This is a genomic window from Streptomyces deserti (assembly GCF_054782695.1).
On sequence record NZ_BAAGRZ010000023.1, the window covers coordinates 77,861 to 104,339 of the forward strand.

Here is a 26,479-nt window from a genome sequence, read left to right on the forward strand (position 1 = left end):
GGGGCCCGGCACCTGATGTGCCGGGTCCCTCCGGCATGTCACGTGGGCCCCTCCGGCATGTCAGACGGGCCCCTCCGGCAGAAGCCCGATCATGCCCGATTGGGCCCGAAGCCGTTTACTTTCCGGAAATCTCGGCGTAGCCTCCCGCTGAAACCACACGTTCGGGCACAGGTCGGAGGCGATCGGACATGTACGCACCGGAGCGCCAACAGGAGATTCTCCGGCTCGCCCGCGACAGCGGACGAGTGGACGTGATCTCGCTCGCCGAGGAGTTCCAGGTGACGGCGGAGACGATCCGCCGCGACCTGAAGGCCCTCGACCGCGCCGGCCTGGTACGCCGCGTGCACGGCGGCGCCATCCCGGTCGGCCGCCTCGACTTCGAGCCGGACCTCGCCGAGCGCGAGTCGACGGCCGCAGACGAGAAGGACCGCATCGCCAAGGCGGCCCTGGCGGAACTGCCGAGCCAGGGCACGATGATCCTCGACGCAGGTACGACGGTGGCCCGGATGGCCGCCGCCCTCCCGCTGGAGACCTCCCTCACCGTCGTCACGCACAGCCTCCCCATCGCCGCCCGCCTCGCCGACCACCCCGGCATCCAGCTCCACCTGGTCGGAGGGCGCGTACGGCACCGCACGCGCGCCGCCGTGGACGCCTGGGCGCTGCGCGCGTACGGCGAGATCCGCGCCGATGTGCTGTTCGTGGCCGCCAACGGCTTCTCCGCCGAGCACGGCCTGACCACCCCCGACCTCGCCGAGGCCGCCGTCAAGCGCGCGGCCGTGGCCGCCGCCCGCCGCGTGGTGCTGCTCGCCGACTCCTCCAAGCACGGCCAGGAGCACTTCGCCCGCTTCGGCGACCTGAGCGATGTGGACCTGCTGATCACCGACAGCGGGCTGAGCCCTGAAGACGCCGTCGCCATCGAGCGCGGCGGCACGGAAGTAGTGCGCGCATGATCCTCACCGTCACCCCGAACCCCTCCCTGGACCGCACCTACGAGGTCCCGTCCCTCGACCGCGGCGAGGTCATCCGCGCCACCGGCGAGCGGATGGACCCGGGCGGCAAGGGCGTGAACGTCTCGCGGGCGGTCGCGGCGGCGGGGCAGCGCACGGTCGCCGTGCTGCCCCTGGGCGGGGCGCCGGGCGCGGTCGTCGCCGACCTGCTCGACGCGCAGGGCATCGAGGTCGCGCCGGTCCCGGTCGCCGGGGCCACCCGCTCCAACATCGCCCTCGCGGAGGCGGACGGGGTCCTGACGAAGATCAACGCACCCGGTCCCGAGCTGTCCGCTGCCGAGCAGGAGCTGCTGCTGGAGACGGTGCGCCGGCAGTCCCGGGACGCCGACTGGATCGCCTGCTGCGGCAGCCTGCCGCGCGGGCTCGCCCCGTCCTGGTACGCCGAACTGGTCGCCCGGACGCACGCCGCCGGCGCGCGCATCGCGCTGGACACCTCCGGGCCCGCGCTGCTGGCGGCGCTGCGCGAGCGGCCCGACGTGGTGAAGCCGAACGCCGAGGAGCTCGCGGAGGCGGTCGGGCGCCCCCTGGTCACCGTGGGCGACGCGGTGAAGGCGGCCGAGGAGCTGCGCGAGATGGGCGCGCGGGCCGTGCTCGCCAGCCTGGGTGCCGATGGGCAGCTGCTCGTGGACGACGCCGGCGCCTGGTTCGGCAGCGCGCGCGTGGACGTCGTACGCAGCAACGTCGGGGCCGGTGACTCCTCGCTCGCCGGTTTCCTGATTGCCGGCGGCCGTGGCCCGGAGGCTCTCGCTTCGGCGGTCGCGCACGGCGCGGCGGCCGTCCAGCTGCCCGGCAGCGTGATGCCCACGCCGGGTGACCTGGACCCGGCGGCGGTGACGGTCACGGGCCAGGTGCCGGTGGACCGCGTACTGAAGGAGCCGGTGACATGACGTACCCCACGCTTGTCCCTGTTGATTCCGTTCATCCGGTTCTTGTCGAAATGGCCCCTGAGCGGCGAAGCTCACCGTTACTCGCCGCTCTCGACGGACGGCAGGGCTTCCTGAGCCGCTCTGCCGCCCGGGGAAGGCGGGGTTCCCCCGGCCCCGCCTTCCCCGCCTCCATCCACACCCCCACCCCCCACCGCATCCCCGTCCCCCTTTCCGCCCACCCCACTGACCGGGCGATACGCGTGCGAAGGAGCCCGCGATGAGCGACATGATCACCGCGGACCTGGTCGACCTCGACCTGTCCGCCGACACCAAAGAAGCGGCGGCGCGTGCCCTCGCCGAGCGCATGGTCGCCCTGGGCCGGGTGACCGACCTGGAGGGCTTCCTCGCCGACGTGGCCGCCCGCGAGGCGCAGATGCCGACCGGCCTCGACGGCGGCATCGGCATCCCGCACTGCCGCAGCGAGCACGTCACGGAGCCGACGCTCGCCTTCGGGCGCAGCGCGAACGGCATCGACTTCGGTGCGGCGGACGGCCCGGCCGACCTCATCTTCCTGATCGCCGCACCGGCCGGTGCCGACGACGCCCACCTGACGATCCTGTCGTCGCTGGCCCGGCAGCTGATGAACGCCGAGTTCACCGACGCGCTGCGGTCGGTGGGCGACGCGGCGGCCGCGGCGGCGCTGATCCGCGGCGACGAGCCCGCCGAGGCCGGTTCCGAGGGTGCCTCCTCGGGCGGCTCCGAAGACACCGTGGCGTCGGCGGGAGCGGCCTCTTCCGCCGACGCCACGGGTACCACCGGGACCTCCGGCGAAGGGCAGCGCCCCTTCCGGATCGTCGCCGTCACCTCCTGCCCCACCGGTATCGCACACACCTACATGGCGGCCGAGTCGCTGGAGAACGCCGGACGTGAGGCGGGCGTCGAGATAGTCGTCGAGACGCAGGGCTCGGCCGGCTTCACCCGGCTCGACCCGGCCGTGATCGCGGCGGCGGACGGCGTGATCTTCGCCCACGACGTGGCCGTACGGGAGAAGGACCGGTTCGCCGGGAAGCCGACCGTGGACACCGGCGTGAAGGCGGCCATCAACCGGCCCGCCGAGCTGATCGCGGAGGTCCGCGCCAAGGCCGAGCGCGGCGAGGTCACGGCCGCCGCCCGGCCCGGCACCCCCGTCGAGCGGGCGGGCGAGCCCGGCGAGGGCTACGGCACCAAGCTGCGCAAGTGGCTGATGTCCGGCGTGAGCTACATGGTCCCGTTCGTGGCGGCGGGCGGTCTGCTGATCGCGCTCGGTTTCGCGATCGGCGGCTACCAGATCAACGAGGCCAAGTCGGTCACCGAGCACTTCGACTGGAGCCAGGCCGACAGCTGGGCCGCCATGCTGTTCCAGATCGGCGCGGCGGCCTTCGGCTTCCTCGTCCCGGTCCTCGCCGGATACATCGCGTACGGCATGGCCGACCGGCCCGGACTCGTCCCCGGCTTCGTCGGCGGCGCGATCTCGGTGACGATCGGCGCCGGCTTCCTCGGCGGCCTGGTCGCCGGTCTGATCGCCGGTAGTGTGGTCCTCGCGATCCAGCGGATCAACATCCCGCCGGTGCTGCGCGGCATCATGCCGGTGGTGGTGATCCCGCTGGTCTCCTCGGCGGTCGTCGGGTTCCTGATGTTCGTGGTCATCGGCAAGCCGATCTCCGAGGCGCAGAAGGGCCTGACCGACTGGCTGAACGGCCTGTCCGGCACCAACGCCATCCTGCTCGGCGTGCTGCTCGGCCTGATGATGTGCTTCGACCTCGGTGGACCGGTCAACAAGGTCGCGTACACCTTCGCCACGGCCGGCATCTCGGTTGCGGCCCCCAGCGACTCGGCGATGAAGATCATGGCCGCGGTGATGGCCGCCGGCATGGTCCCGCCGCTGGGCATGGCCCTGGCCACCACGGTCCGCAAGAAGCTGTTCACCCGCGCCGAGCGCGAGAACGGCAAGGCGGCCTGGGTGCTCGGCGCCTCCTTCATCTCCGAGGGCGCGATCCCGTTCGCCGCCGCCGACCCCCTGCGCGTCATCCCGGCCTCCATGGCGGGCGGCGCGGTCACCGGCGCGCTGACCATGGCCTTCGGCTCGACCCTGCGCGCGCCGCACGGCGGCATCTGGGTCACCTTCCTGATCGGCAAGCCGTTCCTCTACCTGCTGGCCATCGCGGTCGGTACGGCGGTCACGGCGGGCCTGGTCATCGTCCTGAAGGGCATGCGCAAGACCCAGCCGGGCGTCACGGCCGCCGGGACACCGGAGGGCCAGGCCGCCTCGACGGCGGAGGCGAAGCAGCCGGTGGCGGCGTAGCACAGCAGCCGCTTGCCGCCCTTTTGGTGGCCTGTGAGCCGTTCACCTGCACGGTGAGCAGTTCACTCCCACCTGCGAGATGGATCACGCTCATCACGGTCCGGGACCCAAAGTCCCGGACCGTGCTGTCTACTGGGCACATGCCTGAGCACGACTCGATCCTGCAGCTGACGGGCGTGGTCCTTCTCGCCCTGGCGGCCGGGGCCTGGACGGTCGGCCTGATCCGTGTCCTGCGCCGCGGCCGTGCCGAGGCCTCATGGCCCGCCGCCCATCGCTTGTCCGGCCTTCCGCGGCAGCAACAGGCAGGGCCCGACCTGGAGGCCGTCGAACTGACCCCGGCGGAGCGGGCCGCGTTCGCGGGCCTGGTACGACGGCTCAGCGACGGTCACTGAAATCCCCTCCGGGCCCCCGGGGCAAGTCAGGACACCTGCGCCGCCCGCCGCTCCATCGCCTCCCGGGCCGCGTCCTCGCTGACGTACACCTCGCACATGTGCCGTCCGTCGGGCGTCGCCGTGTGCTCGACCTCCCAGAGCGAGACCTCCTGGCCGTCACGCAGCAGGAACGCGTGCTCGTAGAGCGAGAAGCACAGCCCGGCCCGCGCAGCCCGGCCAGGGCGGCCGAAGGCCTGGGTGATCTGGTGCGCGGACGCCGTGGCCAGCAGCGCGGCCGTGTCGGCGCCCGGCCGGTCCGGGTTCTCAGCCCGGCGCAGTAACCGGCGCGCGTGGTCCGCCGAGTCGTCGGGCGTGTAGGCGTGCCGCGGCGTGGGGATCGGCGACAGCTGCACCGTCACCGGCAGTTCGAAGTCCGGGGCGTCCGGCGGCAGCGGCAGCCGGGCGGTGGCGGCGCGCAGCTCCTCCTCGTCGGCGTACACCTCGTGCTGCGGTTCGCTGCCCGGCGCCGTGTTGTGGACGAGCTCCCACAGGGTGAGCGCCGAGCCGTCTGCGAGCAGCCAGGTGTGCCGGTAGGTCTCCCGGTGCAGGCCAGCGCTGTGGTGCGCGGAGTGCAGCGAACTGTCGTGCGCCAGCGCGCAGTCCAGCCGCCCTATCGTCTCGTCGGGCAGTTCGAAGGAGTTCAGGGCACGGCCGAGGAGTCGCGCGAGGTGCTCCTCCGGAGACTCGGGCGAGTCGTGGGGTTCGTACGCTGCCGTCTCGTACGGAACGCTCAAGGTTTCTCCCGGCGTTGCTGCATGTCACCTTGTGGGTGCATACCGTAGCCCCTCGGTCGGACATCATGTCCGGGAACCGAGAAAACGTACGTCCGGAAAAACGCGAGGGCCGCGCGAAAAGTTCCCGCGCGGCCCGATGTGCCGTCAAAAATCCCTGAGGCGAAGATACTTCGCCGAGGTCAGGAGGCGCTGCCGGCGACCCACTGGCTCCACGCCATGTTCCAGCCGTTGAGTCCGTTGTCCGGTGCCACCGTCGCGTCGGGGGAGTTCTTGACGATCACGACGTCCCCGATGAGCGAGTTGTCGTAGAACCACTTGGAGGGGGTGTCGCCCCGCGCCCCCTGCACGTCCTGCAGGCCGACGCAGCCGTGGCTGGTGCCCTGGCGGCCGAAGGGCGGATTGCCCTTGTTGTACCAGTAGTTGCCGTGGATAAAGGTGCCGGAGGTCGTCAGCCGCATCGCGTGCGGCACGTCCGGGATGTCGTACTCACCGCCGAAGCCGACCGTCGAGCCGTTCATCCGGGTCTGCACGAACTTCTCGGAGATCACCATCTGCCCGTTGTACGTGGGGTTCTGCGGGCTGCCCGCCGAGATCGGGATCGTCTTGACCGTCTTGCCGTCGCGCACGACCGTCATCGTCTGCGTCCTGACGTCCACCGTGGAGACCTGCGAGCGCCCGACGGTGAAGATGACCGTCTTCTTCTGCACCCCGAAGACGCCGTTCGCGCCCTTCACGCCGTCCAGGTCGATCTTCATCGTGACCTTGGAGCCGGCCTTCCAGTACTCCTCGGGCCGGAAGTCCAGCCGCTGCGCGCCGAACCAGTGCCCGGTCACCTTCTGCCCGCTGCTGGAGGTGACCGAGATGTGCGACTGCACGTCCTTCTTATTGCTGATGGCCTTGTCGAAGGTGAACGACACCGGCATCCCGACGCCGACCGTGGTGCCGTTGTCCGGGGTGTACGTCCCGATGAAGCTGTTCGCCGACGACACGGTCGTGAAGATGGAGTTGGCGGCGGCGGTCCGGCCGTCCGCGTCCTTGGCGGTCGCCGATATCTGGTACTTCGTCCCGCGCTCCAGCTGCTCCTTCGGCTTCCAGACGGTGCCGTTCGCGGACATCGACCCCGCCACGGCCTCGCCCGTGCCCGCCACCGTCATTTTCACGTCGGTCAGCTTGCCGTCGCTGACCTTCACGCCGGTGGTGTTGATGGAGGCGCCGGTCGAGCCGTCCTTCGCCGAGATGACGATCTTCGCGACGGACGTGTCGGCGGAGGAGTTCTTGCCGCCCCTGTCGTCGTTCTTGGCGTTGGCGCTGCCACCGCAGGCGGTGAGGGTGAGGGCGCCGACCACCAGGACGGCACAGGCCCCCAGTACGCGCCGCGCTGCAATGTCCGGCGTTGTCACGGGCTGCTCCAGTTCGTGTGTTGTGCGTGATCCGCTCCAGTACGTGAAGGAAGAGGGGCATGGCGGCCGGTCGGGTTCCTTCCGGCCGCCGTTGACGCCATCGCGTGACAGAACCCGGACAATCGCCCGTGGGAGGCCCTGCGGGCGTTGTCAGCGGCTCCCGTACAACTCCTCGTACGACGGCCACGCTCCGCCCGGCCCGTCCACGGGCTCGGCGGCGCGCACCGCGTGGACGAGGGCGCGCGTCACCATGTCCGCGCCCGCCGCGAGGATCTCGTTGAGGGCGAGGGGACTGCCGGGGTCGAGCGGGCGCTGCCCGGTCGCCAGGGCGAACACGGTGTCCCCGTCGTTGAGGAGGTGCACCGGCCGCACGGCACGCGCGATGCCGTCGTGCGCCGTGCCCGCCAGCTTGCGCGCCTGCGCCTTCGACAGGTCGGCGTCGGTGGCGACCACCGCGAGCGTGGTGTTGAGCGGGGGAGGGGCGTGCCGCGCGGCGACCTCGGCCAGACGCCGACGCGCGGCCTCGTGGACGTGCGCCTCCGGATAGCGCACACGCCCCTGGAACAACTCCCCGTACAACACGCCGGTTTCCGGATCCACCGCCGACCCCGCCGCGTTGGCGACCACCAGCGCGGCCACGGTGATCCCCGAGTCGCAGACGGTGCTCGCGCTGCCGACCCCGCCCTTCACCGTCCCGACGACGGCCCCCGTACCGGCGCCCACGCACCCCTGCGGCACCCGCGCCCCCGGCTCGCCGGCCGCGGCCGCCTCGACCGCGGCCCGCCCGGTGGCCGCGTCCGGGCGGGCCCGGAAGTCCCCGCCCCGCCCGAGGTCGAAGACGCAGGCGGCGGGCACCACCGGCACGACGTGCGCGGGATCCACGCCGACGCGCACCCCGCGACCCCGCTCCTCCAGCCAGGCCATCACCCCGGACGCGGCGTCCAGCCCGTAGGCGCTGCCGCCGGTCAGCACGATCGCCTCGACCTTCTGCACCACGTTGCGCGGATCGAGGGCGTCGGTCTCCTTGGTGCCGGGGCCGCCGCCGCGCACGTCCACGGCGGCGACGGCACCGCCCTCCGGAGCGAGCACGACCGTCGTACCGGTCAGCCAACCGCCGCCGGTACGTGTCGCGTGCCCCACCCGCACGCCGGCGACATCCGTCAGTGCGTCAACTGTCATGGCGCCAGTCTCGTGCAGACGCGGATGTCCTACGGCGGTGCGCGGTGCCGTGGCGCTGGTCTTGGTCGGCGTCGGCCTCTTCGCGGTGTCAGGTGTCCGACGGGGGTGCGCGGTGCCGTGATGCCGGTCTTGGTCGGCGTCGGCCTCTTCGCGGTGTCAGGGTGTCCTACGGCGGTGCCCGGTGCCGTGGCGCCGGTCTTGGTCGGCCGTCGGCTCCTGCGTGTGGTCTCAGGCGGCCGGTGCTGTCGGTCTGCTCGCCCGGGCCGCCCTGCGCGCGGTCAGTGTGACCCCGGTCGCCACCGCCAGCGCGGAGACGAGGCATGCCGCGAGCACCGCCCAGTCGCCCAGGAACGTGCAGCAGATCACCAGTAATGCCGTGGTCGGCAGCACGAGCTGCTGGGCGATGCCCACCTTGAAGTGCCGAGAGTGCAGCGCCCACACGGTCAGCAGATACAGCGCCGTCGGCAACGTCACGGCGGCCGAGGCGGCCAGCGTCGACAGGTGCGCCTTGCCGACCGCCTGCTCCACCGCCACCTCCAGCCCCGCACCGATCGCCGCGGCGGAGGCGAACACCAGATAGTGCCCGTAGCCCCACAGGAACGCCTGTCTGTTGGAGCGCAGTTGGCCGTGGATGGGCACCACGAAGTAGATCCACCAGGCGGCGAAGATGACCAGCAGTCCGCCCCCGGCGATCGGCAGCAGCTCGTCCAGCGCGTCGTTCTCGTCGATGCCGGACTTCACGGCCACCGTGGCCGCGGCGATCGTCTCGCCGAGCACGATGATGGTGAACAGCCCGTAGCGTTCCGCGATGTGGTGCGGATGCCACGACGTGGGCCGGTCCTTCTCCGCGTACAGCGGCACGCACAGCTCCAGCAGCGCCATCACCAGGAACACCCAGGGCCGCGCGTCCTCCGGGAAGAACAACAGCCCCAGCCAGCCGATCTGGAGGATCAGCACGCCACCGGCGTACCGCAGGGCCGTCGTCCGCTCCGGGGGCTCGCTGCCGCGGGCCGCGCGCAGCCACTGCGTCGCCATGGCGAGCCGCATGATCAGGTAGCCCAGCCAGACGACGAGGAAGTCGTGGTCCTCGAAGGCCCGCGAGACCCCGGCGGAGAGCACCAGGACGCCCGCGATCTGCACGAGCGTGACGACCCGGTAGAGCACGTCGTCGTTGTCGTACGCCGAGGCGAACCAGGTGAAGTTCATCCACGCCCACCAGATGGCGAAGAAGACCATCGCGTAGTTGAGGATCCCCTCGCCCGCGTGCTGTTCGGCCACGGCGTGCACCAGCTGGATGCCCGCCTGCGCGACGGCCACGACGAAGCACAGGTCGAAGAAGAGCTCCAGCGGCGTGGCGGCCCGGTGCGCCTGGTCGCGACCGCGGGCCCTGAGCGGGCGCAGCGGTCTGCGGCTCTCCGGTACGCCTGAGGAGGCGGAAGCGGGGGTGGGGCTGGGCGTCATGACTCCCAGCACAACAGATGGTGCGGGGAATTTCTCCGCGACCGTACCCTGGACGCATGAGCACCGCCCCCGACCCCGAGCCACGCGAGCCGAAGCCGGCCCTGTTCTTCGACGACCCGCTGGACCAGCAGTCCTCGGACGACACCGACCGCGGGTGGGGCGAACGCACGGACGGCGACGGCGCGTCCGACTTGAAGCGGTTCCTGGACGAGAAGCCGCCCCACCACCTGTGAGCCGGCCGGGCAGCGGCCGCTACGGCCGGTCGTGGCCCGAGCCCCGCTGGGCGACCAGAGCGTCCCGGATCTCCTTGAGGACCTCCAGCTCGGTGACATCGACGATCTCCTGCGCGCCCTCCCGCTCCTTCCTGCGGGCCTCCTGGCGGGCCAGGTACTTGGACATGGGCAGCACCATCAGGAAGTAGACGACCGCCGCGGTGATCACGAAGCTGAGCGTGGCGCCGAGGACGGAACCCCACAGGATCCGCACCCCTGTCGCGCTCTCGCCGGTGCCGGTGCAGGGGCCCTTGAGGCACGAGCTGTAGCTGTCCAGGTTCTTGGTGCCGAACGCTCCGACCAGTGGATTGATGATCCCTTTCACCAGCGAGTTCACGATGTTGGTGAAGGCGGCGCCGATCACCACCGCTACTGCCAGATCGACGACGTTCCCGCGCATCAGGAAGGCCTTGAAGCCCTGCCAGACGCTCGGATCCTTCTTCTCGCTCACCTCGGGGCCTCTTCTCGTACAAGCAGCTTGTGGAACGAAACGCTCCGCAACCTACGTCAGCACTGGGCCGACCTGTCCAGTCGGGTCCCTTGAACGAGGGCCTTGACAGGGAGGCTGCCGGAGCCCGGCTCACCACAGCGTCACCGCCAGCCGTGCTGTCGTACTCGCGCCCGCGAGGCGGGCCGCCGTGGCACGCGGCACCGAGAGCACGACCAGCGCCCCGCTCTCGGCCGCACCCTCCACGGGTTCCGGCACCTTCGTCACCCGTGCCCCGCGCGCGACCACTCGGGCCTCGCCGCCCGTCACGGCCTCCTCGGCGGCGATGACGTCGACCCGGTCGCCGGGCCGCAGCAACCGGACGGTGGCCGCGTCGGCGATCCGCACGGGCGCCGTCACCCTCCCTACCGCACCGCGCATGCGGACAGAAGGGTCCCCGGCCGCCGCCGAGGAGGCACGGGCGGGCGGGGGACCTTCCGGATGCCCGCGGGCCCGGTCGGTGCCCTGCGGGCCGGCCGCCACGAGCGCGGCCGCGGTGACGGCGAGCCCGGCCGCCACGGCCCGCCTGCGATGCCGTACGAGTCGGCCGCGCGCCCGCCACCCGCCCCGCACCCGCACGGGAGCGAAGTGCGGCACTTCGCGGGTAGCAGGCACCTCGGCGCCGGGCGGGCACGGAAAGGAAGCGGACCGAGGGAAGGAAGCGGACAGAGATGGGGAGGAAGGCGACGGGGAGGAAGGCGACGGGGAGGAAGACGACGGGGACGAAGACGACGGGGACGAAGACGACGGAGAGGAAGACGACGGGGAGGGAAGCAGCGACACGAGGACCACCACCTGCGACGAGGGACCGGTTGGCGACGAGCCCACGACGAGCTCGCGACCCCCACGATGAGGCCTCGCGCCGCCGCCCGCTGCGGCCTGTGGATCTACTCGCCGGTTGTGGACAACTCCCTCACCCGAAGGTGGCGTTCCGCCATGCCGGCCGGAACTACGGCCCCGCCGACCCCGCCTACGGCAGCGGGAACCCGGGATCCATCCCGCCCAGCGCCGTCGCGCACAGGCAGTCCCGCTCCCGCGTCGAGGGCAGTGCCGCCACCGCGTCGAACAGCACGCCCCGCAGCCGGTCCACGTTGGCCGCGAACACCCGCAGCACCTCCTCGTGGGAGACGCCCTCGCCGGTCTCGGCGCCGGCATCGAGGTCGGTGACCAGGGTCAGCGAGGTGTAGCAGAGCTCGAGCTCACGGGCGAGCGCCGCCTCGGGATGCCCGGTCATGCCCACCACCGACCAGCCCTGCGCCTGGTGCCACAACGATTCGGCACGGGTCGAGAAGCGCGGCCCCTCGACCACGACCAGCGTGCCGCCGTCCACCGGTTCCCAGTCCCGCCCGCGCGCCGCCTTCAGCGCGACCGTCCGCCCGGTGGGGCAGTAGGGGTCGGCCAGCGACACGTGCACCACGTTCGGCACCGTGCCGTCCGGCAGCGGCAGCCCGTCGAAGTACGTGTTCGCCCGGGACTTCGTACGGTCGACCAACTGGTCCGGCACGAGCAGCGTGCCCGGCCCGTACTCGGGGCGCAGACCGCCCACCGCGCACGGCCCGAGGACCTGACGCACACCGACCGAGCGCAGCGCCCACAGGTTGGCCCGGTAGTTGATCCGGTGCGGCGGCAGGTGGTGGCCGCGGCCGTGCCGGGGCAGGAAGGCGACCCGCCGGCCGGCGACCTCGCCGAGGAAGAGGGAGTCGCTGGGCACCCCGTACGGGGTGTCCACCTGGATCTCGGTCACGTCGTCGAGGAAGGAGTAGAAGCCGGAGCCGCCGATCACGCCGATCTCGGCGTTCGCCTTGTTCGCCATGCTCCGCACCCTAGCCGCATCCGGAGACGCCGAAGACCCTGTCGTCGGACGACGACAGGGTCCCGTAAGAAGTCGGCGTTGCCCGCCTTACGCGGCGCTACCCGCCTTACGCGGCGGTGCTGCTGCTGGTCGAGCTGCCGGAGCTCGACGAAGAACCCGACGAGCTCGAGTCCGAGGACGACGACGAGGAGCCCGACGACTTCGACGACGCCGGCGAGCTGCTCGACGAGGAGCCGCGGCTGTCGTTGCGGTAGAACCCGGAGCCCTTGAAGACGATGCCGACCGCCGAGAACACCTTCTTCAGGCGGCCCTTGCAGCTGGGGCACTCGGTGAGGGCGTCGTCGGTGAACTTCTGCACCGCCTCGAGGCCCTCGCCGCACTCGGTGCACTGGTACTGGTAGGTCGGCACTGTCTTCCTCCTGGCACTCTCACTCAATGAGTGCTAACGACGATCCATAGTGACCTATTCCTTGCGTTCAGTCCACTGCGACGGGGACGCGGTGACCGACGCCACGTGCGACGGTACGGCTCCGGGGGTCCGCCACCAGCCGGGAGCGCAGCGCCAGCAGGGTGACCAGGGCGAGCAGTGTGCCGCCCATCGGCACCAGGAAACCGGCGCCGCCCCAGAAGCGGTCCTCCAGCTGTCCGGCGACCGTGACGGCGGCCGCCTGGCCGAGCGCGACCGCGCCGGTCAGCCAGGTGAAGGCCTCCGTGCGGGCACCGGCCGGAACCAGCCCCTCGACGAGGGTGTAGCCGGTGATCAGGGCGGGCGCGATGCACATGCCGACCAGCAGGCCGAGGCCGGCCAGGAGCAGCACGGAGTGCGCGGCCCACAGGCCGGAGGCGGCCAGGGCGAGGGCGGCGTACCCGACGACCAGGCGCCGGTGCGGGGCCGCCTTCCAGGCGATGGCGCCGCAGACGATGCCGGAGAGCATGTTGCCCGCGGCGAAGACGCCGTACAGGACGCCGTTCAGGCCGGGCTCGCCGATCGACTCGGTGAACGCGGCCAGCGAGACCTGCATGCCGCCGAAGACGGACCCGATGCCCAGGAAGGTCACGATCAGGACGCGCACCCCGGGGATGCGCAGTGCGGAGGTGCGCTCCACGCGCGCGTGCCCGGCCACCGGCGTGACCGACGGCTGGGTGCCCTTCTGCGCGGCGAACAGCAGACCGCCGAGCAGCGTCAGGGAGGCCTCCGTCACCAGGCCGGCGGCCGGGTCCACGGCCGTGCACAGGGCGGTGGCCAGCAGCGGGCCCACGACGAAGGTCAGCTCGTCCGTGACGGACTCGAAGGCCGCGGCCGTGGTCATCAGGGGCGAGCCCTTGAGCCTCTCGCCCCAGCGGGCGCGCACCATGGGGCCGATCTGCGGCACCGAGGCGCCCGTGGGCACGGCCGCCGCGAACAGTGCCCACAAGGGCGCGTCCGCCAGCGCGAGGGCCGTCAGGGCCAGGCCCGACAGGACGTGCAGCAGGATGCCGGGGACCAGGACGGCGCGCTGGCCGTAGCGGTCGGCGAGGCGACCGCTATAGGGCGCGAACAGCGCCATGGAGACGCCGGTGACGGCCGCGGCGGCGCCTGCCACGCCGTACGAGCCGGTGGTGTGCTGGACGAGCAGCACGATGGAGAGGGTGAGCATCGCGAACGGCTGGCGCGCCGCGAAGCCGGGGAGCAGGAACGTCCAGGCGCCGCGGGTGCGCAGCAACTGTCCGTATCCCGGGCGGGAGGGCGCCGCCGAGTTCTTCGACGAGGTGACCGTGGATGCCACGGCCCGTGCCTTTCTGCCGCCTGGTAGCGCGGCCCGTTCACGTCACGGGAGCGCCGAGAGCTGTCCTCTTGCGCGGACTGCGGTAGATACCGGCGCCCTCTGCGTCTGTGGGAGGGGCGTCCCGGCCGCCATACGGTCGCGCCAGCTCTGCGTCAGGCAGAGTTGGTTCGATCTGGGTGACGCCTGCATCTTACAGGGATCAGGCGCGGCGCACCTGTGAAACCGAGCACCATGAGTGTCGTCACCTGCGATTGGCGAGACGTCTACTCCTGCGTCCCGTTCACGCCCAGCCACCCGGCCAGCTTGCCGCCGCGTCCCACCGCGCGCAGCCGCCGTTCGGCCGCGTCCCTGACGGGGTCCGTGGCGACCACCAGCAGCTCGTCCCCGCGCCGCAGCACCGTCGTCGGCAGCGGCACGAACGACTTCCCCTCCCGTACGACGAGGGTGACGGCGGCCCCGGCCGGCAGCCGCAGTTCGTTGATCTCGACGCCGTGCATCTTCGACCCCTCGGGGATCGTGACGGACAGCAGGTGCCCGCGCAGCCGTTCCAGGGGCGCCGACTCGATGCCGAGGTCGGCGGCCGCCTGGTCCTTCCCCAGGTGCAGCCTGCGGGCCAGCCAGGGCAGCGTCGGCCCCTGGATGAGGGTGTAGACGACGACCAGGACGAAGACGATGTTGAAGATCCGGCGGCTGGCCTCGACGCCCTCCACCATGGGGATGGTCGCCAGGATGATGGGCACGGCGCCGCGCAGCCCGGCCCACGACATCAGGGCCTGCTCCTGCCATGCCACCCGGAACGGCGTCAGGCAGAGGACGACGCTGAGCGGACGGGCCACCATGGTCAGCACCAGCCCGATGAGCAGCGCGGGCACGAAGTCGTCGAACAGCTCGCTCGGGGTCACCAGCAGGCCGAGCAGGACGAACATGCCGATCTGGGCGATCCAGCCGAGCCCGTCGGCGAATCCGCGGGTGGCGGGCCAGTGCGGCAGCCTGGCGTTGCCCAGCATCATCGAGGCGAGGTAGACGGCGAGGAAGCCACTGCCGTGGACCAGGGCGCCCGCCGCGTACGCCGTGACGGCGATCGCCATGACGGCGATCGGGTAGAGGCCGGAGGCGGGCAGCGCCACGTGCCTGAGGCCCCAGGCGCCCAGCCAGCCCACCGCGAGCCCGATGGCCGCGCCGATGGCCAGCTCCAGGATGATCTTGCCCAGCAGCAGGTACCAGTGCTCGACCGGGCCGGCCATGGAGAAGGAGACCACCAGGATGACCACGGGGGCGTCGTTGAAGCCGGACTCGGCCTCCAGCGTGCCCGTCACGCGCGCGGGGAGGGGGATTTTCCGCAGGACCGAGAAGACGGCCGCCGCGTCCGTCGAGGACACCACCGCGCCGATGATGAGCGCCTGCCGCCACTCCAGCCCGATCAGGTAGTGCGCGGCCGACGCCGTGACCCCGACGCTCACCGCGACCCCGGCCAGCGCCAGCGCGGTGGCAGCAGGCAGCGCCGGCTTGACCTCCTTCCACTGCGTGCCCAGACCACCCTCGGCCAGGATCACGACCAGGGCCCCGTATCCGATGACCTGGGTCAGCTCGGCGTTGTCGAAGTGGATGCCGCCGATGCCGTCCTGGCCCATGAGGACGCCGATGCCCAGGTAGACGAGCAGGCTGGGGAGCCCGCTGCGCGAGGAGATCCGGACCGCTGCGACGGCGACGAGCAGGACGAGCGAGCAGACGAGCAGGAGCTGGTTGAGGTGGTGAACAGTCAGCGGGCGTTTCCTTCCCTGGCTCACACGCACCAGCGCGGGAGCTCACGTACCAGGTACATCGCACACGAAGCCGTTACGCTTCGCAGCAAACTACTTTGTTACCTTACCTAACTCTTGACGATTTCTTGACGATCGACCGGGCGGGATCGAACGCCCGTACGCGCCGGTTCCCGACTCCGCGTCAAGTGGTGTCGGGCCCTGCGCCTATCGTTGCTCCAGCGCTCAGTTAAAAGCACAGCCGAACCTGCCGCTCGCGTTAGGACAGCAAGGACAGCGATGCCCCCCAACACCACCGCCTCCACGGGTCAGCAGCCCGGCAAGTCCGGCAGGAAGAAGGGGCGCAGAGCCCGACTGATCGTGCTCGTACTGGTGCTCGCCCTCGTCGGCGGCGTCGCCTACGGGGCGTACTGGTCCGTCAGCACCGTCCGCGCCTCCTTCCCGCAGACCAAGGGCTCCCTCACGCTGGAGGGCCTGTCGGGACCCGTCGACGTCAAGCGCGACTCCTACGGCATCCCGCAGATCTACGCCTCCTCCGACGAGGATCTGTTCATGGCGCAGGGCTACGTCCAGGCGCAGGACCGGTTCTACGAGATGGACGTGCGCCGCCACATGACCGCCGGCCGTCTGTCGGAGATGTTCGGCAAGAGCCAGGTCGACAAGGACGAGTTCCTGCGCACCCTGGGCTGGGACCGGATCGCGAAGGAGGAGTACGACACCAAGCTGTCGGCCTCCACCAAGAAGTACCTCCAGGCGTACGCCAAGGGAGTCAACGCCTACCTCGAGGGCAAGGACGGCGAGGACCTCTCCCTGGAGTACGCGGCCCTGGGGTTCACCAACGACTACAAGCCGGAGAAGTGGACCCCCGTCGACTCGATCTCCTGGCTGAAGGCGATGGCCTGGGACCTGCGCGGCAACATGAAGGCCGAGATCGACCGTGCCCTGATGACCAGCCGCCTGGGCCCGAAGCAGATCGCCGACCTGTACCCGGAGTACCCCTATAGCCGCAACAATGTGATCGTCCAGGACGGTCAGTACAGCGAGCTCACGCAGACGTTCGACGGAGGCGACGGCGCGAGCGGGACGAACGGCTCGTCCACAGGCACAGGCACAGGCACAGGCACGGGAACCGGCACCGGCACGGCGGGCACGTCCACGGGCGGTGGCACGGGCACGCAGACGTCCTCGGGCACCTCGGCCCTGCAGAGCCAGCTCGCGGGCCTGAACAAGGTCCTGGACGACCTCCCCACGGCCGTCGGCATCAACGGCAACGGCATCGGCTCCAACTCCTGGGTGATCGGCGGCGAGCACACCATCACCGGCAAGCCGCTGCTGGCCAACGACCCGCACCTGTCGCCCTCGCTGCCGTCCGTCTGGTACCAGATGGGCCTGCACTGCCGCAGCGTCTCCAGCAAGTGCCAGTACGACGTCACCGGCTACACCTTCGCCGGCATGCCCGGCGTGATAATCGGCCACAACCAGAACATCGCCTGGGGCATGACCAACTCCGGCGTCGACGTCACCGACCTCTACCTGGAGAAGATCACCGGCGACGGCTACCTGTACGACGGCAAGGTCAAGCCGTTCACCACGCGCGAGGAGACCATCAAGGTCGCCGGCGGCGCACCCAAGAAGATCGTCGTCCGGGAGACCAACAACGGGCCCCTGCTGTCCGACCGCAGCGACGAACTGGTGAAGGTCGGCAGGAAGGCCACCGTCGACACCGCCGCCCCCGACCGGGGCGACGGCTACGGCGTCGCCCTGCGCTGGACCGCGCTGCAGCCGGGCACCACCATGGACGCCATCTTCGCGATGGACAGGGCGAAGAACTGGAGCGACTTCCGCGCGGCGGCCGCCCTGTTCGACGTGCCCTCGCAGAACCTGATCTACGCCGACACCGAGAACAACATCGGCTACACGCTGCCCGGAAAGATCCCCACGCGCGCGGACGGCCACGACGGCTCCATCCCGGCGCCCGGCTGGGACCCCAAGTACCGCTGGACCGGTTACATCGAGAAGGACCGGCTGCCCTACGAGTACGACCCGGAGCGCGGCTACATCGTCACCGCCAACCAGGCCGTGGTCGACAAGGACTACCCCTACACGCTCACCACGGACTGGGGCTACGGCACCCGCAGCCAGCGCATCACCGACCTGATCCAGTCGAAGATCAAAAACGGCGGCAAGATCTCCACCGACGACATGCGCCAGATGCAGCTCGACAACAGCAGCGAGATCGCCAAGCTGCTGGTGCCCCAGCTGCTGAAGATCGACACCGAAGACAAGGACGTGCGCGAGGCGCAGAAGCTGCTGGAGGGCTGGGACTACACCCAGGACGCCGACTCGGCGGCCGCCGCCTACTTCAACGCCGTCTGGCGCAACATCCTCAAGCTGGCCTTCGGCAACAAGCTGCCCAAGGAGCTGCGGGTCAAGGGCCAGTGCCTGTGGGTCGAGCCGGTCAACACCACCGGGCCCGTGGACGCCGACGACAAGGTGCGCGAGTGCGGCCAGCGCGACGCCGACCAGGCACAGCCCGACGGCGGCGACCGCTGGTTCGAGGTGGTCCGCACGCTCATGGACGACCCCGACAGCGACTGGTGGAAGACGGGCGAGGTGGGCAACAGGGACGGGGCGGACAACCGGAACGATCTGTTCAAGCGCGCCATGGTCGACGCCCGCTGGGAGCTGACCGCCAAGCTCGGCAAGGACATCGACACCTGGAGCTGGGGCCGGCTGCACCGCCTGTTCCTGAAGAACAAGACCCTGGGCACCGACGGCCCCGGCTTCCTGCAGTACGTCCTCAACCGCGGCCCCTGGAAGCTCAGCGGCGGCGAGGCGGCGGTCAACGCGACCGGCTGGAACGCGGCCGGCGGCTACGGCGTCGTATGGGTGCCGTCGATGCGGATGGTGGTCAACCTCGGCGACCTCGACAAGTCGCGGTGGATCAACCTCACCGGCGCCTCCGGGCACGCCTACAGCGCCCACTACGTCGACCAGACGGACAAGTGGGCCGACGGCGAACTGCTGCCCTGGGCCTTCTCGGACCAGGCGGTCGACAAGAGCACGAGCGACACCCTGGTGCTCAGGCCGTGACCCACTGACGGAAAAGGGGCCTCCACGCGCGCGTGGAGGCCCCTTTTCCGTATCCGTCAGCGGAACCTGCGTACCCCCGACGGCGTCACCACCGCGTGCACCGGCCGGTCGTGCTCCTCCTCGGGGACGCGCTCGACGACCTCGGAGTCGTAGAGCAGCACCACCAGCGCGGGATCCGCGCCCGCGCGTTCCAGCCGGGCCAGGACGCGGTCGTACGACCCGCCGCCCCGCCCCAGCCGCATCCCGCGCGCGTCCACCGCCAGCCCCGGCAGCAGCACGACGTCGGCGCCGGTCACGGCGTCCGGCCCGAGACGCTCCCCGGCCGGCTCGAACAGGGTCATCTTGCCGCCGTGTTGCACGCGCGCGAGGGAGCCCTCCCCGCCGTACACGCCCCAGTCCAGGTCGTTGTCGGGCAGCAGCACCGGAAGCAGGACGCGAACGCCCCGCGCGCGCAGCGCGTCCAGCAGCGCGAGCGTGCCGGGTTCGCTCCCCACGGAGACGTACGCCGCCACCGTGCGCGCCCGCGCCAACTCCGGCAGCCCGAGCGCCCGCCCGGCCAGCGCGACGGCGGCTTCCCGCACGTCACCGGCCGTCAACCTGCTCCTCACCGCGAGGAGCTCTCGCCGCAACATCCGCTTGTCAGGCTCGCCCGCACGTCCGTTGTGTCTCAAGATCGTTCCCGTACCGTTCCAATACGCTCATATGAGAGCCAAATAACCGGAGCCTCAGATTCCCTGCAAAGGCACCGGATAAGGTGTCGGGCATGACTCAGTCGCACCCTCGGATCAGCAAGGCTGTCATTCCCGCAGCAGGCCTCGGCACCCGGTTCCTTCCGGCCACCAAAGCCACTCCCAAGGAGATGCTGCCGGTCGTGGACAAGCCCGCGATCCAGTACGTGGTCGAGGAGGCCGTGGCCGCCGGTCTCGACGACGTCCTCATGGTCACGGGCCGCAACAAGCGGCCCCTGGAGGACCACTTCGACCGCAACTACGAACTGGAGTCCGCTCTCGAGAAGAAGGGCGACGCCGAGCGCCTGGCCAAGGTCCAGGAGTCCAGCGACCTCGCGACCATGCACTACGTCCGCCAGGGCGACCCCAGGGGCCTCGGTCATGCCGTGCTGTGCGCCGCCCCGCACGTCGGTGACGAGCCCTTCGCGGTCCTCCTCGGCGACGACCTGATCGACCCGCGCGACCCGCTGCTCAAGCGCATGGTCGAGGTCCAGGAGCAGCGCGGCGGCAGCGTCATCGCGCTCATGGAGGTCGCCCCCGAGCAGATCCACCTCTACGGGTGCGCCGCGGTGGAGTCCACCGAGGACAGCGACGTGGTGAAGGTCAGCGGTCTGGTCGAGAAGCCGGACCCGTCCGACGCGCCGTCCAACTACGCGATCATCGGCCGCTACGTCCTCGACCCGCACATCTTCGACATACTGCGCAAGACCGAGCCGGGCCGCGGCGGCGAGATCCAGCTCACCGACGCCCTCCAGCAGCTCTCGGCGGACGAGAAGATCGGCGGCCCGGTGCACGGCGTCGTCTTCAAGGGCCGCCGCTATGACACCGGCGACCGCGGCGACTACCTGCGTGCCATTGTCAGGCTCGCGTGCGAACGTGAAGATCTGGGCCCGGACTTCCGGTCCTGGCTCCGCCGTTACGTCACCGAGGAGATGCAGCAACTTTGAGCACCGCCGCGCCCCGCACCGCAGGCCCGGACCACCTCTGGTCGGTGGACGAGCACCTGGAGGACATCCTCGCGACCGTCCGCCCCCTCGAACCCATCGAGCTGAACCTCCTCGACGCCCAGGGCTGCGTCCTGGTCGAGGACGTCACGGTGCCGGTGTCCCTGCCCCCGTTCGACAACAGCTCCATGGACGGGTACGCGGTGCGGGTCGCGGATGTGGCGGGCGCGAGCGAGGAGTTCCCGGCGGTCCTGGAGGTCGTCGGGGACGTCGCGGCGGGCCAGGCCGAGCTGCTCCACGTGGGTCCCGGCCAGGCCGCCCGCATCATGACCGGCGCCCCGCTGCCGCCCGGCGCCGAGACGGTCGTGCCCGTCGAGTGGACCGACGGCGGGCTCGGCGAGGGCCCGGCCAGCGGCATGCGCGCCCGTAGCCTCGCCCCCGAGGGCGCCGAGGGCCACGTGCACGTGTACCGCCCGGCCGAGGCACGCGCGCACGTGCGCGCCAAGGGCAGCGACGTGAAAGCTGGCGACCGCGCCCTTCACGCGGGCACCGTCCTCGGTCCGCCGCAGATCGCCCTGCTCGCCGCGATCGGCCGCGGCACGGTCCGCGTACACCCACGCCCGCGCGTGGTCGTGCTCTCCACCGGCAGCGAACTCGTCCAGCCCGACGAGGAACTGGGCACCGGCCAGATCTACGACTCCAACAGCTTCGCCCTCACCGCCGCCGCGCGCGACGCCGGCGCCATCGCCTACCGGGTCGGCGCTGTCGCCGACGACGCCGAGACGCTGCGCTCCACCATCGAGGACCAGCTCGTCCGCGCCGACCTGATGGTCACCACGGGCGGCGTGAGCGTCGGGGCGTACGACGTCGTCAAGGAGGCCCTCGCGCACGTCGCCGACGAGGACGAGCCGGGCAGCGGCGTGGAGTTCCGCAAGATCGCCATGCAGCCGGGCAAGCCCCAGGGCTTCGGCTCCATCGGCCCCGACCACACCCCGCTGCTGGCCCTCCCCGGAAACCCGGTCTCCTCCTACGTCTCCTTCGAGCTGTTCGTCCGCCCCGCCATCCGCGCCCTCATGGGCCTGGAGGACGTCCACCGGCCGCGCACCCGGGCGACCCTGACCGCCGACAAGGCGCTGACCTCGCCCAAGGGCCGCCGCCAGTTCCTGCGCGGCACGTACGCCGACGGCACGGTGCGTCCGGTCGGCGGCGCCGGCTCCCACCTGGTCGCCGCCCTGGCGCACGCCGACGCGCTGATCGTCGTCCCCGAGGACGTGGAGTCCGTCGAGCCCGGCACCGAGGTCGAGGTCGTCCTGCTCGGCTGAGTCCACGCGCGCGTGCCCGCCCGCAGGGCAGGGCGGTCCTGCCGGGCCGAGAGCACCTGGTTGGCGGTACCGTGTCGCGCACAGCAGGCCCGTGCGCCGCACCGCTACGGGCCCGGACCGGGAGCGCCACACAGCATGAGTACGCAGGACCCAGGCACGCGGGACGCAGGTACGCACGACGCAGGTACGCACGACGCAGATACGCGGGAGCGGCTGACGCACCTCGACGACGCGGGTGCCGCCCGCATGGTCGACGTATCGGAGAAGGACGTGACCGCGCGCACCGCCCGCGCCAGCGGCCGCGTGCTGGTCTCGCCCCGCGTGGTCGAGCTGCTGCGCGGCGAGGGCGTTCCCAAGGGCGATGCCCTGGCCACCGCGCGGATCGCGGGCATCATGGGCGCCAAGCGCACCCCCGACCTCATCCCGCTCTGTCACCCATTGTCGGTGTCCGGTGTGAAACTGGACCTGTCGGTCGCGGACGACGCGGTGGAGATCCAGGCCACCGTGAAGACGACGGACCGCACGGGCGTCGAGATGGAGGCGCTCACCGCGGTCTCCGTCGCCGCGCTCACCGTGATCGACATGGTCAAGGCGGTCGACAAGGGAGCGGTCATCACGGACGTACGGGTGGAGGAGAAGACGGGCGGCAAGTCGGGAGACTGGAGCCGGGCATGACGTATCGCGCTCTTGTGATCACCGCCTCCAACAGGGCTGCCGCCGGGGTCTACGAGGACAAGGGCGGCCCGCTGATCGCCCATGGCCTCAAGGGCTTCGGGTTCGACGTCGACGGCCCGCAGGTCGTCCCCGACGGCGATCCGGTGGAGGCCGCCCTGCGCGCCGGCGTCGAGGCCGGCTACGACGCCATCGTCACCACCGGCGGCACCGGCATCTCGCCCACCGACCGCACCCCCGAGGCCACCCGCCGGGTGATCGACCACGAGGTGCCGGGCATCGCGGAGGCCATCCGGGCGTTCGGACGTCAGAAGGTGCCGACCGCGGCGCTGTCGCGGGGCCTGGCCGGAGTGGCGGGACGCACGCTGATCGTGAACCTGCCGGGTTCGACGGGCGGCGTGAAGGACGGCCTGGCCGTCCTGGAGCCCCTGCTGGCGCATGCCGTCGACCAGATCCGCGGCGGTGACCACCCCAGACCCAGCGGTGGGGGTGCGAGCTGAACAGCCCATCCTGGCCCGTCGAGCTGGTGGACGGCGATGTCCTCCTCCGGCCGATAAAGCTGCGCGACCAACGGGCCTGGCGCGAGGTCAACCGGCGCAACCGCGACTGGCTGCGTCCCTGGGAGGCCACCATTCCGCCGCCCGCGCCCGGCGGCCCGCTCGCGCACCGGCCCACCTACCGCCAGATGGTCCGCCACCTGCGCTCCGAGGCGAACGCGGGCCGGATGCTGCCCTTCGTCATCGAGTACCAGGGGCGACTGGTCGGGCAGCTCACGGTCGCCGGAATCACCTGGGGTTCGATGTGCTCCGGGCACATCGGCTACTGGGTGGACGAGGCGGTCGCCGGCCGGGGAGTGATGCCGACGGCCGTGGCACTCGTCGTCGACCACTGTTTCCGCACCGTCGGACTGCACCGCATCGAGGTCTGCATTCGCCCCGAGAACGCACCCAGCCGCCGGGTCGTGGAGAAACTCGGATTCCGCGATGAGGGCCTCAGGCCGCGCTATCTCCACATCGACGGAGCCTGGCGCGACCACCTCGTCTTCGCGCTCACGGCGGAAGAGGTCCCCGAGGGGTTGCTCAGGCGCTGGCACCGGGCACGCTCCCAGAACGAGCCGCGCAACCCGGGAATCCACCACAGCCCGGGAAATTGAATGGATGTTCGAAATTGATCGGCCGGTGACCGCCTCGCGGCATTGAATTCCCGGCCCCGGTGGTCTGCTGATCGGATCCGTCACAAAAAAAGTTCGAAATATCAGCCAGATCGTGCGACACACCGGCTCAATTGGCAGATGGCCTCACGCAAACCCCTCTACCGTGTGAGGCGTGAGCAGCAGCGGCCTCATCTACGCAGTCATTGTCGGGGCCTGGGCCGCCTACTTGGTGCCGATGTGGCTCCGTAGGCAGGACGAGCTGAACGAGGCCCGTCCGACGGAACGCTTCAGCACCGCCATCCGGCTCCTGTCCGGAAAGGCGGCCATGGAGCGCCGGTACGCCAAGGACCTGCGGGCGCGCTCCGCCGACGAGGGGGAGCCGGGCGCCGTCGACCCGGACGCGGTCACCGACTCGGTGGACGTCCGGGCCTTCGCCGTATCCCAGACCCGTCCGCAGACGCGGGTGCCCGTACCGTCGCACGCCGCGGAGCGGCCGGAGCCGGAGCCGGAGCGCGGGCACGGCGACGGGCCGGTGCCCGAATCCGCCGAGGCGAGGGCGCGCCGCCGGGTGCCCGCCGCCCGGCGCGCTCCGTCGGCACAGGCGTCCCAGGCGGCGCAGGCGGCCGCCGCGCGCGCCCGGCGCTCGAAGGTCCTCGCACGCCGCAGACGCACCACCATCGTGCTCTTCCTCGCCTTCACGCTCGGCGCGATCGTCGCCGCCGTCGGAGGGCTCGCGTTCCTGTGGGCGCCCGGCGTGCCCGCCGTGCTGCTCAGCGCGTACATCGCCTACCTGCGCTCGCAGGAGCGCCGTCGCTTCACCTACCAGATGGACCGCCGCCGGGCCGAGGCCGCGGCCCAGCGGCTGCGGGAGCGCCAGCGCCAGCCGCGCCGCCGCACGTCCGAGGCGCCCCTCGGCGAGGACGCCGACGAACCGGACGCGGCCCCCGAGCCGATGACCGACCCCGGCCTGTCGGCGCTCGCGGCGGACCGGCGCGCGCTCGTCGAGCAGACCGACCACGCCGAGTGGGTCGACCAGCAGCGCGAGCGGCAGCGCCGCCCGGGGCAGGGCGACAGCTGGGAGCCGGTACCGGTGCCGTTGCCGACGTACGTCACCGCCCCGGTCGCCCCCCGGGCCACACCCGACGTGGACCTCGGCGCCCCGGACGCGTGGAGCTCGGCACGGTCGAGCTCCGTCGCACCGGACCGGGAGGAGGCAGCCGGCGCCGCGGAGGATGCGGACCCGGCGGACGCCGGATCCCACACGGAGGCGGACGACACCGGGCGCACGGACGCCCGCCGGGCGGCATCGGCCCGGCGGGCCAGAGAACGCGGCCGCACGCCCCTGTTCGACCAGTTCGAGGACGGCGACCGGCCCCGGGCCGCCAACGAGTAGCCGCAGGCACCCCACCTGCACCGCCCCCGCCCCGGGCGCCGGGAACGGATTTCCAAGCAGGCCGATCGGGGTGCTAAAGTTTCACTCGTTGCAAGGGCCTGTGGCGCAGTCCGGTAGCGCACCTCGTTCGCATCGAGGGGGCCAGGGGTTCAAATCCCCTCAGGTCCACGCAGCATAGAGCCCCGTCGGGATTCCGACGGGGCTCTGTCGTGCTCTCACCGTGCTGTCGGCTCTCACCGTGCGGCCGGCCGGTGACTGGTCCTCAAGTGGCTCAGCTCACAGCGCCTTGGCGAAGCAGCGGCTCGACTCGTAGAAGCGGTAGTAGCCGAACTTCGCGCACGGCTCGTAGCCGCTGGAGGAGTACAGGGCGATGGCCTCGGGCTGCTCGGTGCCGGTTTCCAGGACCATGCGGGTGCGGCCGGCCACGCGGGCGTTCTCCTCCAGGGCGGCGAGCATGCGCCGGGCGAGGCCGCGCCCGCGCATCTCCCTGACGACGTACATGCGCTTGAGCTCGGCGTCGCCGTCCTCGTTGCCCTCGTCGTTCTTGTCCTGGCGGCGCCAGCCGCCGCTGGCGACGGGTCTGCCGGTCTCGTCGTACGCGATCAGGTACACGCCGTTCGGCGGTTCGAAGTCCGACGGGTCGAGGGGCGTGGCGTCGCCGCCGTCGCCGTAGCGCTCGTGGTACTCGGCCTGGACCTCGTCGTTGAGCTTGACGGCGTCGGGGTGGTCGAAGGCGACTCGGTGTATATCCATGCTTCCGATCGTACAACTATGCATAGCCGGAATCCGGGACTCGCCCATTCTGCCGGTATCGTGCCCGCGTGCTGACAGTGACCTCCGTGAACGTGAATGGACTGCGCGCCGCCGCGAAGAAGGGTTTCGTGGAGTGGCTCGCGGAGACCTCCGCCGACGTGCTGTGCCTGCAGGAGGTGCGTGCCGAGCCGCAGCAGCTGCCCGAGCAGGTCCGCACGCCCGACGAATGGCACGTCGTGCACGCTCCCGCCGCCGCCAAGGGACGTGCGGGTGTGTCCCTGTACACCCGGCGGGAGCCCGACCGCGTCCAGGTCGGCTTCGGGTCCGCGGAGTTCGACACCAGCGGGCGGTACGTCGAGGCCGACCTGCCGGGTGTCACGGTCGCCTCCCTCTATCTCCCCTCCGGCGAGGTCGGCACCGAGCGGCAGGACGAGAAGGTGCGCTTCATGGGCGAGTTCCTCGCCTATCTGAAGGGACTGCGCGAGCGGGCCGCCGCCGACGGCCGTGAGGTCCTCGTCTGCGGTGACTGGAACATCGCCCATCGGGAGGCCGACCTGAAGAACTGGCGCGGCAACACCAAGAACTCCGGCTTCCTGCCCGAGGAGCGGGAGTGGCTGGGGCGAGTGCTCGACCCGGCGGACGGCGGGTACGTCGACGTCGTACGGGCGCTGCATCCGGAGGCGGAGGGGCCGTACTCGTGGTGGTCGTACCGCGGGCGGGCCTTCGACAACGACACCGGATGGCGTATCGACTACCACGTGGCGACGCCCGGGCTCGCCGCGCGGGCCGTGAAGGGGTTCGTGGAGCGGGCGGCCACGCATGCCGAGCGCTGGTCGGACCATGCGCCGGTGACGGTGGTCTACGACCGTTAGGGCGGTGGTCTGCGGCCGTCAGGCGGTGGTCT

25 protein-coding genes and 1 tRNA gene are annotated in these 26,479 nt (G+C 71.3%); 14 read left to right on the forward strand and 12 right to left on the reverse strand.

All coding sequences use genetic code 11. The features are described from left to right. Positions 1-188 precede the first annotated feature (188 nt). The 4 genes from ACYVMZ_RS29190 (at position 189) to ACYVMZ_RS29205 (ending at position 4,606) form a co-directional block, all read left to right on the forward strand. Entirely contained in the window at positions 189-950 is a 762-nt protein-coding gene (locus ACYVMZ_RS29190; RefSeq protein WP_461084862.1) for a DeoR/GlpR family DNA-binding transcription regulator, read from the forward strand. Next, the gene (pfkB, locus tag ACYVMZ_RS29195) at positions 947-1,894 is read left to right on the forward strand and encodes a 1-phosphofructokinase (RefSeq protein ID WP_461084864.1); all 948 of its coding nucleotides are present in this window, start codon (positions 947-949) and stop codon (positions 1,892-1,894) included. Before ACYVMZ_RS29190 ends, pfkB begins: the two co-directional genes overlap by 4 nt. Before the next feature lie 256 nt (positions 1,895-2,150). Beyond that, positions 2,151-4,214: a PTS fructose transporter subunit IIABC gene (locus tag ACYVMZ_RS29200; protein WP_461084866.1), complete on the forward strand. Its 2,064-nt coding sequence runs from the start codon at positions 2,151-2,153 to the stop codon at positions 4,212-4,214. 140 nt (positions 4,215-4,354) lie between these two features. Beyond that, positions 4,355-4,606 carry a hypothetical protein gene (locus ACYVMZ_RS29205; protein ID WP_461084868.1) on the forward strand — a complete coding sequence of 84 codons (252 nt, stop codon included), beginning with the start codon at positions 4,355-4,357 and terminating at the stop codon, positions 4,604-4,606. Positions 4,607-4,632: 26 nt separating this feature from the next. Here ACYVMZ_RS29205 and ACYVMZ_RS29210 read toward each other — a convergent pair whose 3' ends face one another. The 4 genes from ACYVMZ_RS29210 to ACYVMZ_RS29225 form a co-directional block, all read right to left on the reverse strand. Beyond that, complete coding sequence (locus tag ACYVMZ_RS29210) at positions 4,633-5,379, reverse strand: DUF6227 family protein (RefSeq protein ID WP_461084870.1); 747 nt, start codon at positions 5,377-5,379, stop codon at positions 4,633-4,635. A 179-nt stretch (positions 5,380-5,558) separates the two neighbouring features. Further along, positions 5,559-6,779 (reverse strand): L,D-transpeptidase, encoded by a 1,221-nt coding sequence (locus ACYVMZ_RS29215; RefSeq protein WP_461084872.1) that lies wholly within the window; start codon positions 6,777-6,779, stop codon positions 5,559-5,561. A 150-nt stretch (positions 6,780-6,929) separates the two neighbouring features. Continuing rightward, positions 6,930-7,958: a P1 family peptidase gene (locus tag ACYVMZ_RS29220; protein WP_461084874.1), complete on the reverse strand. Its 1,029-nt coding sequence runs from the start codon at positions 7,956-7,958 to the stop codon at positions 6,930-6,932. 228 nt (positions 7,959-8,186) lie between these two features. Continuing rightward, positions 8,187-9,419: a low temperature requirement protein A gene (locus ACYVMZ_RS29225; protein WP_461084876.1), complete on the reverse strand. Its 1,233-nt coding sequence runs from the start codon at positions 9,417-9,419 to the stop codon at positions 8,187-8,189. A 56-nt stretch (positions 9,420-9,475) separates the two neighbouring features. Here ACYVMZ_RS29225 and ACYVMZ_RS29230 point away from each other — a divergent pair, with 56 nt between their 5' ends. Next, positions 9,476-9,652, forward strand: a complete 177-nt coding sequence (locus ACYVMZ_RS29230; protein ID WP_461084878.1) for a hypothetical protein — start codon at positions 9,476-9,478, stop codon at positions 9,650-9,652. Between the two features lie 19 nt (positions 9,653-9,671). Here the strand turns inward: ACYVMZ_RS29230 and mscL are convergent, their stop codons facing one another. The 6 genes from mscL to ACYVMZ_RS29260 all read right to left on the reverse strand — a co-directional run bounded on the left by mscL (position 9,672) and on the right by ACYVMZ_RS29260 (position 15,550). Continuing rightward, positions 9,672-10,142: a large conductance mechanosensitive channel protein MscL gene (mscL, locus tag ACYVMZ_RS29235; protein WP_461084880.1), complete on the reverse strand. Its 471-nt coding sequence runs from the start codon at positions 10,140-10,142 to the stop codon at positions 9,672-9,674. A gap of 129 nt (positions 10,143-10,271) precedes the next feature. After that, the gene (locus ACYVMZ_RS29240) at positions 10,272-10,775 is read right to left on the reverse strand and encodes a hypothetical protein (RefSeq protein WP_461084883.1); all 504 of its coding nucleotides are present in this window, start codon (positions 10,773-10,775) and stop codon (positions 10,272-10,274) included. A 373-nt stretch (positions 10,776-11,148) separates the two neighbouring features. Then, the gene (locus ACYVMZ_RS29245) at positions 11,149-11,991 is read right to left on the reverse strand and encodes an S-methyl-5'-thioadenosine phosphorylase (RefSeq protein ID WP_461084885.1); all 843 of its coding nucleotides are present in this window, start codon (positions 11,989-11,991) and stop codon (positions 11,149-11,151) included. Between the two features lie 106 nt (positions 11,992-12,097). Then, positions 12,098-12,400 carry an FmdB family zinc ribbon protein gene (locus ACYVMZ_RS29250; protein ID WP_461084887.1) on the reverse strand — a complete coding sequence of 101 codons (303 nt, stop codon included), beginning with the start codon at positions 12,398-12,400 and terminating at the stop codon, positions 12,098-12,100. Between the two features lie 67 nt (positions 12,401-12,467). Further along, entirely contained in the window at positions 12,468-13,757 is a 1,290-nt protein-coding gene (locus tag ACYVMZ_RS29255; protein ID WP_461084889.1) for an MFS transporter, read from the reverse strand. Between the two features lie 263 nt (positions 13,758-14,020). Further along, positions 14,021-15,550, reverse strand: coding sequence for a potassium/proton antiporter (locus tag ACYVMZ_RS29260; protein ID WP_461084891.1), 1,530 nt, complete (start codon positions 15,548-15,550; stop codon positions 14,021-14,023). Between the two features lie 246 nt (positions 15,551-15,796). Here ACYVMZ_RS29260 and ACYVMZ_RS29265 point away from each other — a divergent pair, with 246 nt between their 5' ends. Beyond that, positions 15,797-18,610: a penicillin acylase family protein gene (locus tag ACYVMZ_RS29265; protein ID WP_461084893.1), complete on the forward strand. Its 2,814-nt coding sequence runs from the start codon at positions 15,797-15,799 to the stop codon at positions 18,608-18,610. 56 nt (positions 18,611-18,666) lie between these two features. Here ACYVMZ_RS29265 and ACYVMZ_RS29270 read toward each other — a convergent pair whose 3' ends face one another. Next, complete coding sequence (locus tag ACYVMZ_RS29270; RefSeq protein WP_461084943.1) at positions 18,667-19,242, reverse strand: 5-formyltetrahydrofolate cyclo-ligase; 576 nt, start codon at positions 19,240-19,242, stop codon at positions 18,667-18,669. A 131-nt stretch (positions 19,243-19,373) separates the two neighbouring features. Between ACYVMZ_RS29270 and galU the strand changes: the two genes are divergently transcribed. From galU to ACYVMZ_RS29305, 7 genes are all read left to right on the forward strand, one after another. Beyond that, on the forward strand, positions 19,374-20,285 hold the full coding sequence (gene galU, locus ACYVMZ_RS29275) for a UTP--glucose-1-phosphate uridylyltransferase GalU (RefSeq protein ID WP_461084895.1): 912 nt from the start codon (positions 19,374-19,376) through the stop codon (positions 20,283-20,285). Further along, positions 20,282-21,604, forward strand: a complete 1,323-nt coding sequence (gene glp / locus ACYVMZ_RS29280) for a molybdotransferase-like divisome protein Glp (RefSeq protein WP_461084897.1) — start codon at positions 20,282-20,284, stop codon at positions 21,602-21,604. Before galU ends, glp begins: the two co-directional genes overlap by 4 nt. A 135-nt stretch (positions 21,605-21,739) precedes the next feature. Continuing rightward, on the forward strand, positions 21,740-22,279 hold the full coding sequence (gene moaC, locus ACYVMZ_RS29285) for a cyclic pyranopterin monophosphate synthase MoaC (protein ID WP_461084899.1): 540 nt from the start codon (positions 21,740-21,742) through the stop codon (positions 22,277-22,279). Next, the gene (locus ACYVMZ_RS29290; protein WP_461084901.1) at positions 22,276-22,776 is read left to right on the forward strand and encodes a MogA/MoaB family molybdenum cofactor biosynthesis protein; all 501 of its coding nucleotides are present in this window, start codon (positions 22,276-22,278) and stop codon (positions 22,774-22,776) included. Before moaC ends, ACYVMZ_RS29290 begins: the two co-directional genes overlap by 4 nt. A gap of 26 nt (positions 22,777-22,802) precedes the next feature. Next, complete coding sequence (locus ACYVMZ_RS29295) at positions 22,803-23,429, forward strand: GNAT family N-acetyltransferase (protein WP_461084903.1); 627 nt, start codon at positions 22,803-22,805, stop codon at positions 23,427-23,429. A gap of 172 nt (positions 23,430-23,601) precedes the next feature. Then, positions 23,602-24,822 carry a divisome protein SepX/GlpR gene (gene sepX / locus ACYVMZ_RS29300; RefSeq protein ID WP_461084905.1) on the forward strand — a complete coding sequence of 407 codons (1,221 nt, stop codon included), beginning with the start codon at positions 23,602-23,604 and terminating at the stop codon, positions 24,820-24,822. A 94-nt stretch (positions 24,823-24,916) separates the two neighbouring features. After that, positions 24,917-24,990 (forward strand) — tRNA-Ala (locus ACYVMZ_RS29305). Positions 24,991-25,098: 108 nt separating this feature from the next. Here ACYVMZ_RS29305 and ACYVMZ_RS29310 read toward each other — a convergent pair. Further along, positions 25,099-25,575: a GNAT family N-acetyltransferase gene (locus ACYVMZ_RS29310; RefSeq protein WP_461084907.1), complete on the reverse strand. Its 477-nt coding sequence runs from the start codon at positions 25,573-25,575 to the stop codon at positions 25,099-25,101. A gap of 68 nt (positions 25,576-25,643) precedes the next feature. Here ACYVMZ_RS29310 and ACYVMZ_RS29315 point away from each other — a divergent pair, with 68 nt between their 5' ends. Next, positions 25,644-26,447 carry an exodeoxyribonuclease III gene (locus ACYVMZ_RS29315; RefSeq protein WP_461084909.1) on the forward strand — a complete coding sequence of 268 codons (804 nt, stop codon included), beginning with the start codon at positions 25,644-25,646 and terminating at the stop codon, positions 26,445-26,447. The last annotated feature ends 32 nt before the right edge of the window (positions 26,448-26,479 follow it).

Excerpts from the sequence above, each read along its gene's own strand:
- ACYVMZ_RS29230 (WP_461084878.1), top strand. The coding sequence starts at position 9,476 with ATGAGCACCGCCCCCGACCCCGAGCCACGCGAGCCGAAGCCGGCCCTG.
- ACYVMZ_RS29200 (WP_461084866.1), top strand. The coding sequence starts at position 2,151 with ATGAGCGACATGATCACCGCGGACCTGGTCGACCTCGACCTGTCCGCC.
- ACYVMZ_RS29270 (WP_461084943.1), bottom strand. The coding sequence starts at position 19,242 with ATGTTGCGGCGAGAGCTCCTCGCGGTGAGGAGCAGGTTGACGGCCGGT.
- ACYVMZ_RS29265 (WP_461084893.1), top strand. The coding sequence starts at position 15,797 with ATGCCCCCCAACACCACCGCCTCCACGGGTCAGCAGCCCGGCAAGTCC.
- ACYVMZ_RS29205 (WP_461084868.1), top strand. The coding sequence starts at position 4,355 with ATGCCTGAGCACGACTCGATCCTGCAGCTGACGGGCGTGGTCCTTCTC.
- pfkB (WP_461084864.1), top strand. The coding sequence starts at position 947 with ATGATCCTCACCGTCACCCCGAACCCCTCCCTGGACCGCACCTACGAG.
- ACYVMZ_RS29290 (WP_461084901.1), top strand. The coding sequence starts at position 22,276 with ATGACGTATCGCGCTCTTGTGATCACCGCCTCCAACAGGGCTGCCGCC.
- ACYVMZ_RS29310 (WP_461084907.1), bottom strand. The coding sequence starts at position 25,575 with ATGGATATACACCGAGTCGCCTTCGACCACCCCGACGCCGTCAAGCTC.
- ACYVMZ_RS29245 (WP_461084885.1), bottom strand. The coding sequence starts at position 11,991 with ATGGCGAACAAGGCGAACGCCGAGATCGGCGTGATCGGCGGCTCCGGC.
- ACYVMZ_RS29220 (WP_461084874.1), bottom strand. The coding sequence starts at position 7,958 with ATGACAGTTGACGCACTGACGGATGTCGCCGGCGTGCGGGTGGGGCAC.
- moaC (WP_461084899.1), top strand. The coding sequence starts at position 21,740 with ATGAGTACGCAGGACCCAGGCACGCGGGACGCAGGTACGCACGACGCA.
- ACYVMZ_RS29225 (WP_461084876.1), bottom strand. The coding sequence starts at position 9,419 with ATGACGCCCAGCCCCACCCCCGCTTCCGCCTCCTCAGGCGTACCGGAG.
- ACYVMZ_RS29190 (WP_461084862.1), top strand. The coding sequence starts at position 189 with ATGTACGCACCGGAGCGCCAACAGGAGATTCTCCGGCTCGCCCGCGAC.
- galU (WP_461084895.1), top strand. The coding sequence starts at position 19,374 with ATGACTCAGTCGCACCCTCGGATCAGCAAGGCTGTCATTCCCGCAGCA.